The organism is Propionicimonas sp. T2.31MG-18 (assembly GCF_964266745.1).
Classification (GTDB): Bacteria; Actinomycetota; Actinomycetes; order Propionibacteriales; family Propionibacteriaceae; genus Propionicimonas.
Map to the genome: position 1 here is coordinate 69,711 of NZ_CAXWGX010000027.1, position 13,260 is coordinate 82,970.

The 13,260-nt window shown below is 70.2% G+C and carries 9 protein-coding genes and 1 tRNA gene; 5 read left to right on the forward strand and 5 right to left on the reverse strand.

Annotation, left to right across the window (positions count from 1 at the left end; genetic code table 11):
• Window positions 1-91: 91 nt before the first annotated feature.
• From ACFQQJ_RS13395 to ACFQQJ_RS13410, 4 genes are all read left to right on the forward strand, one after another.
• Complete coding sequence (locus ACFQQJ_RS13395) at window positions 92-1,126, forward strand: PHP domain-containing protein (RefSeq protein WP_377107157.1); 1,035 nt, start codon at window positions 92-94, stop codon at window positions 1,124-1,126.
• Window positions 1,127-1,215: 89 nt separating this feature from the next.
• Entirely contained in the window at window positions 1,216-3,978 is a 2,763-nt protein-coding gene (gene aceE / locus ACFQQJ_RS13400) for a pyruvate dehydrogenase (acetyl-transferring), homodimeric type (RefSeq protein ID WP_377107160.1), read from the forward strand.
• A gap of 82 nt (window positions 3,979-4,060) precedes the next feature.
• Entirely contained in the window at window positions 4,061-4,486 is a 426-nt protein-coding gene (locus ACFQQJ_RS13405) for a DUF3052 domain-containing protein (protein WP_377107162.1), read from the forward strand.
• Window positions 4,487-4,577: 91 nt separating this feature from the next.
• Window positions 4,578-5,441 (forward strand): tyrosine-protein phosphatase, encoded by an 864-nt coding sequence (locus ACFQQJ_RS13410; protein WP_377107163.1) that lies wholly within the window; start codon window positions 4,578-4,580, stop codon window positions 5,439-5,441.
• A 19-nt stretch (window positions 5,442-5,460) separates the two neighbouring features.
• On the opposite strand, the gene ACFQQJ_RS13415 is transcribed toward ACFQQJ_RS13410, so the two are convergent.
• Window positions 5,461-7,248 carry a serine/threonine-protein kinase gene (locus ACFQQJ_RS13415; RefSeq protein WP_377107165.1) on the reverse strand — a complete coding sequence of 596 codons (1,788 nt, stop codon included), beginning with the start codon at window positions 7,246-7,248 and terminating at the stop codon, window positions 5,461-5,463.
• An 87-nt stretch (window positions 7,249-7,335) separates the two neighbouring features.
• Here ACFQQJ_RS13415 and ACFQQJ_RS13420 point away from each other — a divergent pair.
• A tRNA-Val gene (locus ACFQQJ_RS13420) sits at window positions 7,336-7,409 on the forward strand.
• 200 nt (window positions 7,410-7,609) lie between these two features.
• Here the strand turns inward: ACFQQJ_RS13420 and ACFQQJ_RS13425 are convergent.
• The 4 genes from ACFQQJ_RS13425 to mobF all read right to left on the reverse strand — a co-directional run bounded on the left by ACFQQJ_RS13425 (window position 7,610) and on the right by mobF (window position 12,274).
• A complete protein-coding gene (locus ACFQQJ_RS13425; RefSeq protein ID WP_377107166.1) occupies window positions 7,610-7,852 on the reverse strand; it encodes a hypothetical protein in 243 nt (80 codons plus the stop codon).
• On the reverse strand, window positions 7,849-8,082 hold the full coding sequence (locus ACFQQJ_RS13430) for a ribbon-helix-helix domain-containing protein (RefSeq protein WP_377107168.1): 234 nt from the start codon (window positions 8,080-8,082) through the stop codon (window positions 7,849-7,851). Before ACFQQJ_RS13430 ends, ACFQQJ_RS13425 begins: the two co-directional genes overlap by 4 nt.
• Window positions 8,083-8,167: 85 nt before the next feature.
• Complete coding sequence (locus tag ACFQQJ_RS13435; RefSeq protein WP_377107170.1) at window positions 8,168-8,404, reverse strand: helix-turn-helix domain-containing protein; 237 nt, start codon at window positions 8,402-8,404, stop codon at window positions 8,168-8,170.
• Window positions 8,405-8,431: 27 nt separating this feature from the next.
• A complete protein-coding gene (gene mobF, locus ACFQQJ_RS13440) occupies window positions 8,432-12,274 on the reverse strand; it encodes a MobF family relaxase (RefSeq protein ID WP_377107172.1) in 3,843 nt (1,280 codons plus the stop codon).
• Between the last annotated feature and the right edge of the window lie 986 nt (window positions 12,275-13,260).

Below are 13,260 nucleotides of genomic sequence, written 5' to 3' on the forward strand. Positions count from 1 at the left end.
ACCCACCGCGGCCGGTGGCGCGCCTGCTCGCGATGAGGACGGCGCCCCGGCGGGGCTCCCCGCCGTCGGTGGAGGTGCCTAGGCTGGCCGCGTGAGCGCAGCCCGGGAGCCGGTCGCGGCCCTGCGCGAGATCGCCTACCTGATGGAGCGCGTCCTCGCCGAGCCGTACCGGGTGCGCGCCTTCCGGGCCGCCGCCGACGTGGTGGAGGCGCTTCCCGCGGAGGAGTTCGCGCGCCACGCGCGGGCGGGCAGCTGGCGCGAGCTGCCCGGGCTCGGCCAGACCACGGCGACGGTCGTTGCCCAGGCCGTCGCCGGACGCGTCCCCGACCGCCTGGCGGCGCTGCGTGCCGAGGCGGGACCCCTGGCGCAGGGCGGCGAGGAGGTCCTCGGCCTGCTGCGGGGAGACCTCCACACCCACACCGACGCGTCGGACGGGACCGCCCCCGTCGAGCGATCGCGGGAGGCGGCCACCGCGCTGGGACGGGACTACCTTGCGATCACCGACCACTCGCCGCGGCTGACCGTCGCGAACGGGCTGAGCGTGGAGCGCCTTCGGCGCCAGGTGGAGCACCTCGCGGCACTCAACAGCGACGGCGACGGCTGCCGGCTGCTCAGCGGCATCGAGGTGGACATCCTCGCCGACGGGGGTCTCGACCAGGTTCCGGACATGCTGTCCCGGCTCGACATCGTGGTCTCGAGCGTGCACTCCGAGCTCCGGATGGAGTCCGAGGCCATGACCCGGCGCATGGTGGCCGCGGTCGCCAACCCGTTCACGAACGTCCTTGGCCACTGCACCGGGCGTCTGATCACCGGCGGGCGCGGCCGTCGGCCGCCCAGCACCTTCGACGCGGAGGTGGTGTTCGAGGCGTGCCGCACCTTCGACGTCGCCGTCGAGATCAACTCCCGTCCGGAGCGGGCCGACCCGCCCGACGAATTGCTCGCCCTTGCCGTCGAGACCGGCTGCCTGTTCGCCATCGACTCCGACGCCCACGCACCCGGCCAGCTGGAGTTCCCCGCCCACGGTGCTGCCAGGGCGGCGGCCGCCGGCGTCCCGACCGAGCGCATCGTCAACACCTGGCCGGTCGAGGACCTGCTGGCCTGGAGCCGTGCGCGTCGCGGAAAGTGAGCAGGCCACTGGCGTCGGCACCCGGAGGGCCGGGTAAGGTCGCCATTGCGCAACGACCTTGCGTCGCAATTCCTGAGAAAGGCATCACCGTGGCACCTCGCGAATCCGTCGGCCCGATCCTGAACGGGTTGCCGACCAACCTCCCCGACATCGATTCGGACGAGACTGCCGAGTGGCTGGAATCGCTCGACATGATGATCGACAACGCGGGACGCAACCGCGCGCGGTACATCATGTTGCGCCTTCTCGAGCGTGCCCGCGACCAGCACCTGGGGCTGCCGTCGCTGACGGCGACCGACTACGTGAACACGATCCCGGCCGAGCAGGAGCCCTGGTACCCCGGTGACGTCGACCTGGAGCGCAAGTTCCGCCGGCTGCTGCGCTGGAACGCGGCGATCATGGTGCACCGCGCCCAGCGTCCCGGCGTCGGCGTCGGTGGCCACATCTCGTCCTTCGCGTCGTCGGCGACGCTGTACGAGGTGGGCTTCAACCACTTCTTCCGCGGCAAGGACCACCCCGGGGGCGGCGACCAGGTGTTCTTCCAGGGCCACGCGAGCCCCGGCATGTACGCGCGCGCCTTCCTCGAGGGGCGCCTGGACGAGAACGACCTGAACGGCTTCCGCCAGGAGAAGAGCCACATCGTCGACGGGCGGATCCGTGCGCTCCCGTCCTACCCGCACCCGCGCCAGATGCCCGACTTCTGGGAGTTCCCGACCGTGTCGATGGGCCTCGGCCCGATCGCGGCGATCTACCAGGCGCAGTTCAACAAGTACCTCCACAACCGCGGGCTGAAGGACACCAGCCAGCAGCGCGTGTGGGCCTTCCTCGGGGACGGCGAGATGGACGAGGTGGAGAGCCGCGGCGCCCTCCAGCTCGCCGCGTACGAAGGCCTCGACAACCTGACCTTCGTCGTGAACTGCAACCTCCAGCGGCTGGACGGCCCGGTGCGCGGCAACGGCAAGATCATGCAGGAGCTGGAGAGCTTCTTCCGCGGCGCCGGGTGGAACGTGATCAAGGTCGTCTGGGGACGTGGCTGGGACCCGCTGCTGGCCGCCGACCGCGACGGCGCCCTGCTGAACGTCATGAACTCGACGCCGGACGGCGACTACCAGACGTTCAAGGCCAACGACGGCGCGTACGTCCGCAAGAACTTCTTCGGCCGCGACCCGCGGACCGCGAAGATGGTCGAGGACTGGTCGGACGACCGCATCTGGAAGCTGACCCGTGGCGGGCACGACTACCACAAGGTGTTCTCGGCCTACAAGGCCGCCTCGGAGTTCACCGGCGCACCGACGGTGATCCTCGCGCACACCATCAAGGGCTACTTCCTGGGCAGCCACTTCGCCGGCCGCAACGCGACCCACCAGATGAAGAAGCTGGCCCTGGACGACCTCAAGCAGTTCCGCGACCGGCTCGACATGCCGATCACCGACGCGGTGCTGGAGGAGAACCCCTACCAGCCGCCCTACATCAACCCCGGCCCCCAGGACGAGCGGATCCAGTACGTGCTGGACCGCCGCCGCACCCTCGGCGGGCCCGTGCCCGAGCGCCGCAACCGCCCGCGTCCGCTCAAGCTGCCGGACACCAGCGCCTACAGCGGCGTGAAGAAGGGATCGGGCAACCAGCCGGTCGCCTCGACGATGGCTTTCGTCCGCCTGCTCAAGGACCTGATGCGCGACAAGGAGTTCGCACCGCACGTGGTGCCGATCATCCCCGACGAGGCCCGCACCTTCGGCATGGACTCCTTCTTCCCGACGATCAAGATCTACTCCCCGCACGGCCAGAACTACACCCCGGTCGACCACGAGCTGATGCTGGCCTACCGGGAGTCGCCGCTCGGCCAGATCATCCACACCGGCATCAACGAGGCGGGTTCCACCGCGGCCTTCCAGGCGGTCGGGTCCTCCTACGCGACGCACGGCCTGCCGATGGTGCCGATCTACGTGTTCTACTCGATGTTCGGGTTCCAGCGCACGGCGGACGCGATCTGGGCGGCGGCGGACCAGCTGGCCCGCGGGTTCCTGATCGGCGCGACCGCCGGACGCACCACGCTGACCGGCGAGGGCACCCAGCACATGGACGGCCACAGCCACATGATCGCTGCCACGAACCCGGCCGTGGTGGCCTACGACCCGGCCTACGGGTACGAGATCGCCCACATCGTCGAGGACGGGCTTCGCCGGATGTACGGCGAGAAGCCCGAGGACGTCATCTACTACCTCACCGTCTACAACGAGCCGATGCCGCAGCCCGCGGAGCCGGAGAACGTGGACGCCGAGGGCATCGTCCGCGGCATGTACCTGCTGAAGGAGGGCAGCTTCGAGGGCGTCGGTGAGGACGCGCGTCGCGCGCAGCTGCTGGCCTCCGGCGTGGGCGTGGCCTGGGCCCTGGAGGCCCAGGAGCTGCTGAAGCGCGACTTCGGCGTGGTGGCCGACGTGTGGAGCGTGACCAGCTGGAACGAGCTGCGGCGCGACGGCCTCGCCTGCGACGAGCAGCGGTTCCTGCACCCGGGCCAGGACAACCCCGTCCCGTGGGTCACGCAGAAGTTGCAGGGGCGTCCCGGCCCGGTCATCGCGGTCTCGGACTACATGCGCCAGGTGCAGGACCAGATCCTGAACTGGGTGCCGGGGGAGTTCGCCTCGCTCGGCGCGGACGGCTTCGGCTTCTCCGACACGCGCGCGGCCGCGCGGCGGTTCTTCCACATCGACGGCCCGTCGATCGTGGTGCGGACGCTGCAGCAGCTGGCCGCCTCCGGGCAGGTCGACCCGAGCTGGCCGGCGCGTGCCGCCGAACAATACCGGATCGACGACGTGTCCGCGGGCGCGTCCGGCTCCGCGGGGGGCGACGCCTGAGCGCGCACCGCTTTGATCCGCGGGCGCTTTCTGGCAGGCTGAATGCCTCTGACCAGCGTCTCGAGGAAGTGGGGAGGAGCGCGTGAGTACCGCGCCCGGATCGACGGCCGGCTCCTCGGTCGTGGCCGCACTGGGCATCACCCCCGGTCTTGCGGTCCAGGAACTCGGTTGGGATGAGGATGTCGACGAGGGACTGCGGTCCGCCGTGCTCGACGTCCTCGGCGAGGATTTCGTCTACGAGGCCATCGAGGCCGTCGACGTCGTGCTGCTGTGGTGGCGCGACGAGGACGGCGACCTCGGTGACGGCCTGGTCGACGCCCTCACCGACCTCACGGCCAAGGGGCACATCTGGCTGCTGACGCCGCGCATCGGCAAGGACGGCCACGTGGACGCCGCCGACCTGTCCGAGGCCGCGCTCACCGCAGGCCTCGCCCTGGCCAACACCGCCTCGGTGTCCCGCGGCTGGGAGGCCCACAAGCTGGTCCGTCCCAAGGGCGGTCGTCGTTAACACCGCCACCGGGCGCACCCGCGCGGCAGTCATCGCCGCAGCGCTCGTCGCGGGCCTGACCTCCGGCTGCACGGCCGGGGCCGTCGCTCCGGTGGCCTCACCCGCCACAGGAGCGCCGGTCAGCCCGTCGGCCTCGGCGTCCAGCCCCTCGGCCACCCCGGCCGCTGTCGCGACCACCGCCACGCCGTCGCCGCGAGCGACCAGCGTTCCGGCGCTGCACATCGGGTCGGTGAGCAACTTCCGGGACGTCGCCGGCGCGGGCCTCCCCCTGGCCGACGGGGGCACCATGGCCACCGGCGTCGTCTACCGGTCGGCGAAGCTCTCCACCCTCTCCCCGGCCGACCGGCGCCGCCTGGTCAAGGCAGGGCTGTCGCTGGTGATCGACCTCCGCACGACCGCCGTGGTGCGCAACGCGCCGGACCCGTCCATCGCCGGTGCGCGGTACGAGCTGGTGAACATCTACGGCACGCCGCGCTCACCCCGGCTGGCCTCGAGAACGCCCGCGGCGGCGAAGGCGTACATGCGCAGCCTCAACGTCGGCTTCGTCGTGAACGCCGGCCAGCGCTCGCGGATCGCCGACGCGCTCCGGCTGATCGCCCGTGCGGACGGGCCGGTGGTGATCCACTGCACGGAAGGCAAGGACCGGACGGGCTGGGTCTCCGCCGTTCTGCAGCTCGCTGCTGGTGCCGACCGCGACACGGTCATGGCGGAGTACCTCAGGTCGAACACCTACCGGGCGGACGAGATCGACAGCGCCGTCCGCTCGGCGCGCAGGGCCGGCGGCACGCAGGAGGCGATGACCACCCAGGCGCTCCTCACGGTGGACGCCAGTTACCTCGCCGCCGGGCTCGACGAACTGGACCACCGCTACGGCGACATCGACTCCTACCTGTCCGACGGGCTGGAGCTGTCGAAGGCCACCATCGCCGCCCTGCGGGCGCGCCTGGCCGGCTGAGCGCCGGTGAGGGCTCCCGTCAGCCCAGGACGCCGGGCAGGTCGGGGGCGCCGGCCTCATGGCCGGCCAACTGTGCCCGTGCACGGATCTTGACCAGTTCCAGCAGCGCCTCGCGTGCGGCGATGGTCGGTGCCTCCACGCTGAAGCTGAAATGTCCGTCGAACCAGTGGCCGGACATCACGTACACCTTCTTCGAGGGAGTGTTGAGGCGGTACAGCGTGCCGACCTGCTCGCCGTCGAGCACCATCGGGCTCTTCGCGGCGTCGGAGTACTTCGTCGTGTAGTGGTCGCTCGCCTCGTCGGCGTCCTGCCAGAAGCGGTAGCGGATGAGCCCCTGGTCGCCGATCGTGCAGTCGAAGGTGTCGGTGGTGTCGCGATACGGCACGTAGGTGCAGTCGTCCCACTGCTCGTCCAGCGACAGGTAGACGTAGCGCAGCCCTTCCTCGCCGCTGGGGGCCGGGCACTCGGACAGGTCGGTGACCGGGGCGGCGTTCCAGCACTGGACGACGACGGCGACCGGTGAGGCGGTGGTGGTCGGTGACGGCGTGGACACCGGGCTGGTGGCGGGTCCGGCGGCGAAGGGCAGCCGGAGCCCGGAGAAGCCCGTCACCGCCCAGGCGGCGAGCGCCACGACCAGCACGACGGCGATCCCCGCGACCCACAACAGCGGGGATCTGCGGCGCGCCGGCGTGGGGGGTGGGGCCGGGACGAACGGTGCCGGAGCCGCAGGTGACGGCTGGCCGGGTCCCGGGAGCGCCGCGGCGGGATCCGTCCCCGGGGAGGAGGGCGGCGCGACGGCCGGGGACGGCACGGGCACAGGGGGAGGTGCCGGAACGGGCGGTACGAACACGGCGCCCACGGGCCGGGTGGCGTCGGGGTCGACGGCCTGGGGGGAGGGCGGCGGCGCGGGTGGCCGCGGGGCCGGCCGGAAGATGCCGGAGTCGGGCTTGGAGATCGACAGGGGCGCGACGCCCGCGGCGAGCGCCTGCGGGCCGCGGGCCATCGACAGCACCTCCGCCGCGCTCTCCGGCCGCTCGTCGGGGTTCTTGGCCAGGCAGGCCCAGAAGAGCCGGTTGAGCTCGACGACCAGCGGGTCGGATCCCGGCAGCTGGGGGACGGGCGCGTTCAGGTGCGCCATCGCGACCTGCACGTCGGTGCCGGAGTAGACGTTGCGGCTGGTCAGCATCGCCCACAGCACGCAGGCCGCCGAGTACAGGTCGCTGCGCTGCGTGGCGGGACGACCCGCGTGGCGCTCGGGGCTCATGAACGCCCAGCTGCCCGCGACCAGGCCGGGCTGGGTGAGGCCGCCGTCGGCGGTCTGGGCGATGCCGAAGTCGCACAGGTAGGCGAACGGCTCGGTGCCTCCGGGACGCAGGAGGACGTTGCTGGGCTTCACGTCCCTGTGGACGATGCCCTGCGCGTGCGCGTCCCCGAGCGCCTCCAGCACCTGGGTGAAGATCTGGATGGCTGCGGCCGGCGGCAGTGCACCGGTGCGGCCGACCAGCTGGCTCACGTCGCCGCCGGCGACGTACTGCATCGCGAGGTACAGGTAGCCGTTGAGGTTGCCGTAGTCGAAGATCTGGATGATGTGCGGGGAGTCGAGGCTGGCCAGGATCGCCGCCTCCCGCGAGAAGCGGCCGGCGAAGGTCTCCTCCGACGCGAGCCGGGGATCGAGGATCTTCAGCGCGACGGGCCGGTTGAGCCCGAGCTGCGTCGCCCGGTAGACGATGCCCATGCCGCCCCGGCCGATCTCGGCCTCGACGCGGTACGCGCCGATCTGGTCGCCGATCGTCGGGAAGCCCACCATTCGCCACTCCCTATGCCCTGGGGTGTTGCCAGCCTAAGGGAGGCGTGGCGAGGAGGTCAGCAGGTGCGCCCTAAGATGTGCGAACGCGGGCGCATAGCTCAGTTGGTTAGAGCACCTCCCTTACAAGGAGGTGGTCGGGGGTTCGAGTCCCTCTGCGCCCACACCCGCTAAATACGGTCTGACTAGGCAGAATAGTCGGCCCCGCACCTTCTCTCGTTCGTCCCGTGCATTATACGTGCATTATCTTTCGCGCGTTGAGGCCGCTTCGGGCGGGTAGTGAACACGTGCATCCGATTCGTCGCAGGAGTGATCCCGAGCTCGGATATGCGGTTCCGCCAGTGATCAGGCCTCGGTCGCACCGCTACGGGAGCAGCTCCCAGTACTGCTTGCGTGCAGGCATGGCGTGGATAACCAACTCATCCCCGCTGGCGAATATCAGAACCACGGTTTCCAGAAGCCGTGCCTGTGAGTCGAAGCCCAAGCGGAGCTCACGATCGGGTGGGCCGTTGCTGTCGAGAGGTTCAATCCAGAGCGGCCATTCCGCAGCCAGCGCGGCGTCTGCGGCAGCAACGCCGTGCTTGAGGGCGGCCGGGTGGACCTTCACGCGGCGTAGTGGGCCAGCGCGGCCCTGATCGCCTCGGAACGGCTCAGGTCACCACGTTCCGCTGCGGCGTCCAAGGCTTCGAGTTCTTCGGCGGTGAGCCGTACGGCAACGACCTGCATAGGCTCGGCCCCACGCCCAGGTCGGCCACGGCCGCGGCGCTTCAGTTCGGGCACGTCGTATCCGGTCTCGGCTTCGTCGGCCCACTTCTGGATCTGCTCCTCGGTCACCACGGGGAAATCGTATAACGAAAATAGCGGATGGTGAAGGGGAATCCAGCGCTACCCGGGCACGATCGGGCTTCAAAGCAGCGGAGGCTCATGCTCGGCGGCGCCAGATCGGTTGGACGGTTGGAATTGGGCGGAACATATGGTCCAGGTCTTCGGTGCGGACGCGGATGAGGCGTTGGCCGAAGCGTGAGGCGGGGAGTTGGCCGTGTCGGATTCGGCGTCGGAGGGTGTCGACGCTGACGCCGTAGATGGCCGCGGCCTGTTGGAGTGAGAGCCACTCGGGGGCGGGCTGGCCCCAGCGACCGGGGTTGGCGGTCATGGCCATGGCGGATTCCTTTCGTTGGGGGAGTGGTCAGATGCTGATGCCGGGGCTGTGTCCGGGTGGGTGCATGGAGGGTGGCTGGTGGTGTCGGCGTCGTTCGAGGTCGCCGGGGGTGATGGTTTCCCACGGCTCGTGGGCGCGTGCCGTCTTCTTGGTGAGTGTGGTGATGCGGTAGCCGAGCGCATCGGCCGGGTGGTCGTCGGGCAGGTGGCCCTGTGCTGCGGCTTGGGTGAGGAGTTCTGGGATGTCTGCTCGGGTCTTGCTGAGGGTGGCGAGGCGTGCGGCGAGGATGGCCAGGCGTGGGTCGCCGGCCACTTCTGGGGAGGCGGTGGTGATGCGGGGTGCCCATTCGCGGATGCCGGCTTGTGCGGTCTCGAGCCGGTGGTCGAGGTGGCGTTGGGTGTCGTGCTCGGCGGGCGCGTAGGCGGGTGGCCCGGTGGGTCGTAGGTCGTTGTCGGAGATCTGGTTGGCTGCTCGCCAGACCTCGATGTCGGCGAGCAGTGTCGGGTCGAGCCGCGGGAGGTGTCCGGCCCAGCGTGGCGGCGTCTGGGCTGTCTGTGCGGTGTGGTGGGTTTCCTGCCAGAGTTGGCGGGTGAGTTGGTAGCGGTCGGACAGGTAGGTCTTCCAGTAGGGGTCGTCGAGGAGCTGGGTGGGGATGCCGGGGAGCCAGGGGAGTGGTCCGCGGGTGCGTCCTGCGGAGGCTTGGGTGAGGTCGAGGCGGTAGCTGATGACCGCGGCGCGGTCGCGGGCGGTCTCCATCCCGCCGAGCGCCAGGGCCCGGTTGAGGATGTCGGTGGGGTTGTGGCCGTTGGCTGCGAGCAGCATCAGGTTGCTGCGCAGGGTGGGCCACGCGTCGGCGTCGGTGAGGCCGTGGGCTTTCCCGGCAGCGTCGATGGTGTCTTTGACGTGTGGTGGCAGGTGGTGTTGGGCGGCGTAGCTGATGGCGTCGAGGTAGCAGGTGGCTGCCGGTCCGAGGAGCCGGGCGGGCTGGTCTGCTTGGGCGAGGAGGGTCGTCGCCGATGCCGGGGCGTCGTCGCGTGCGATCACGGTCTCGAGGATGGATGTCGCGGTGGCGGGCTCGAGGAGTTCTTGGGCGAGAGGGGCGAGGTGGGTTTCGGTGCCGGTGGCCTGGATCCAGGCGTGGTTGGTGTGCCGGCCGCGGGTGAGCATGGTGTAGGCCTGCTGGCGGCTCTCCTCGCCGGTGAGGAGTCCGTGGCAGGTGTCGGCGGTGACGCCTTGGGCGCCGTGGATGGTGGTGGCGTAGCCCAACTCGACGGATTCGGTGACGTAGCCGGCGGGCAAGGTGAGCTGGTTGCGGTTGCGAAGGTGTTGCACGTCGAGGGAGCCGTCGCGGTGGACTTTGGTGACGTGCCAGCGGTCGCCGTTGCGGACCCAGGCGGTCTCGCCGGTGGTGAGGGTCCGGTTGTTGCGCCGGGTGATCACGGTGTCGCCGATGCTGGCGTTGTTCCCGTCGGACAGCTCAACCTCCCGGCTGGTCCGCTGACCGTGGAGCCGGGCAGCTCGGGCGGCGTGGTTGAGCTGGGCGACCTGTTCGCGGGTGGGTGCCAGCATGAGTGCATCGAGCCCTGCTGCGCGGTCGGCCTGCCAGGCGGAGAGGAGGTGGGTGGTGGCGGTGTCGGGGTCGACGACGTGGATGCGTCCGTGGTCGAGGTAGTAGCCGAGGGCTCCGGTGTCGCCGGTGCGTAGGGCGAGGGAGGCGTCGGCTTCGGCGGGGTCGGCGAAGCGCATCACCTGATCGAGGCGCAGGGCGCCGTGTTCGGTGGCGATGTCGCGGAGGACGCCGCCGGCACCGATCGCACCCAACTGTTGGTCGTCGCCGACGAGTCGGATGCTGGCGCCTTGGTCGAGGCACCAGGTGACGATGTGGTCCAGGGTGAGGGTGTCGGCCATGCCGGCCTCGTCGATGATCACCAGGGTGTCGGGCCCGATCCCGGTGGCGAGCGGTTCGTGGTGGTTGATCGCCCACACGAGTTTGGCCAGGTTGTCCGCGGCGACGCCTTCGCCGAGCTGGGTGCGGAGTTGTTCTGCTGCGGCCGCCGACGGTGCGAGGCCGATGATGGTGCCGCCACTACTGGTCCAAGCGGTGGCCAGTGCCCGCATGGCGGTGGTCTTCCCGGTCCCGGCCGGCGCGATGGCGAGTTGGAGGCGCCGCCCGGAGGTGGCCATGTCGCGGACCAGCACCTGCTGGCCGGGGTTGAGGGGTTCCCGGTTGGCCATGGACTGGAGCAGGGCGAGGGTGACCGTGTTGTGGTCGGCGACCCGGCCGCCGAGGCGTCCGGCGGTGTCGATGAGGCGGCGTTCGGCCCACAGGATCCGGCGCGACGTGTAGCGGGTCGCGGACGGCTTGTCATACATCGAGGTGGTGTCGGGGCGGCGGAGGAGGTCGGGTTCGACCGGCATCGTTCGGCGGGTGCGGATCGGCACCGACTCGGCGGTGGTGAGGGCGTGGCCCACGACGCGGTCGACCACGTCGGGGATGCGGTTGAGGGGGATGGCGGCGGCCCGGACCTGCCGGAGGGCTTCGGAGCGCACGTTCCACGGCGTCCACGACGACCGGTCGGCCTCCATCGCGGTAAGCAGCTGTTGGGCGGTGTGGCTGATCCACGCCTCATCGACGACGGGCGGCGCAACCTTCGGCTGGCTCCAGACCGCATGAAGCAGTCGGTCGAGGCCGCCCTGGCCAACGGCCTGCTCAGCTTCGGCGGCCCAGGTGGCGCGCTGGTCTGCTTCGGAGCGGGGTTGGTGTTTGCCCGGTCGGGTGTCGAGGGTGGCCTGTTGGGCGAGGTCGAGTTTCTCGATCGGTGTGGGGGGACGTTCGTGGTCGGCCTCGAACTGGGCCACCAGAGTGCTGGTGGCGGCAGTGATCCGGTGACGTCGTGACGACCAGCGCGCGTTCAGTCGGGGGTCGACTCCGGCAATCTCGAAGACGGGCCGTTTCCCTTCCTTGCCGACCGGCAGGAGAGTCAGGCCGATGTCGCGGAGGCGGGCGGTGAGGCTGGTCAGGTACACCTCGGACAGGGTGACTTTGGCGGCGTACAGGACGGCGGCGTCGATGGTCATCCAGTGGCCGTCGCCGGTGCGGACCTTGTTCGCGATCGAGACATGGGTGTGGAGGTCGGGGTCGCCGGCGCGGGAATCGCGATGGTCGAACCGGGCCGCGATCATCCCGGTCACCGGCACGTTCCGGGCACCCCTATGACCGGTCCGGGTGAACAACACCCGCGCCTCGGCTTCGGCGAGCGCGTCGGTCACCGCCGCCTCATGGGCCGCCCGGATCGCTGCAGCCAACGGGCGCGGAGCGAGCGCCCACAAGGCCGACACCGATTTGGGTGGGGAGAAGGTGGCATCGAACCCGGCCACCGCCACCCTCGGATGCGAGGTCGACCTCGCGATGAACCCGTGCAACTCCCGCGGACCCTCCGGCGCCACACCATGCTCGGCGGTGAACCATTCCCGTCCCAACTGGGTCCGCACCTGGCGGCAGACGGCCCGCCCCGGACGGCCGCCTTCGTGGGCGTCCTGCCAGGCCTGCAGGCGTTGGGCCACTTCGGCCTCGAAGGGGGTCGGCTCGTTGCCGAACACCGAGTAGCGTCGGCCCAGCTGCTCCCCGGTGGTCGGGTTCAGGCCGGCACCGAACAGCAACTTCATCTGCTCCTCACCCACCCGGTCACCGGCCGCCAGCCCGACCCCGCCCAGCCCGGCACCCCACCAGGTGCCGGGCGTTTCGCCCTTGGCGGTGTAGTAGTCGGCCAGCGTGGTGTGACCACGCCCGGTCGCATCCAAGGCTGCGACCGTCCGGGTCAGGTACTCATAGCCCGACCCGGCCGACAACTTCTTCAACGCGATCGCCACCCCGGTTCACCTCCTCCCATTTCCACTAAGCCGATGGGGACACGTCCATTCGGACACAACCACGAAAACAGCACGACCGCACACCCTCCTTAAGCCCGAGAGACGGGCCGATTCGGACACTTGGGCGGCTGAGAAGTTCACGAGAATGCGCCACCGGGGAGGTGCCCCCGGTGCCGGCGTGGGGCTGCGAGTCATGTGCTGCTCCGTTCCCTGGCTCGTGATGGTCGACCGTCCCGAAGGTCGCCAAACAGCAGAGCACAAGGACGTCCCCCAAAACGTCCCCAAACCACCTCCCCCCACCCATATAGCGGGAACGCCGCGAGGTGAACGTCCTAGTCAGGGCAACGTCCCCCAACGTCCCCCCGAAACTTTTGAGACACCCTTGACGGCACCCCTTTACGGCCGTTCCGGACGGCCTGCGCACATGTCGAGAAGGACGTCCTCCAAGGGGGGAGGTACATACAAAGCATCCGGGGGGAGGTACATACAAAGCATCCGGGGGGAGGTACATACAAAGCCCGGCACATCGCAAGGGCCCCACCTGCGGCCGAGAGTTCCAGATGGCGCGCTGGCGGCCCAACGGCCAGGATCGCTGCTCACTCAATGCCAGGCAGGCGCCGGCGGCGCGGAGCCCTGACCGTCCAGCCGGGCTCGAGGTCGGCCACCCCTCACGGCACCCGGCCGCGACTGCCCTGCCACCTGGTGGTCGAGGGCCCCGGTGCGCGCCGCGGCCACGGGGCAGCCCAGGTCCTAGGTGGCCCGCACCTCGCTTCCGCGACGCACCCTGAGCCTCAGCCTCAGCCCGCCTCTAGCTCGACAGCCAAGCCCACCTCGACGCCTTCCCCTACGTCGCCGACGTCCTGCACAACCGCCCCGCTCGCCAACGCCTTCCCCCCGACCCGAACACGACAACTTATCTGCCATACACCCGGTGCAAATCGGCCAAGGAACAACGTTGTGACGAAAGGCTTCCGTTGGGCAATGGC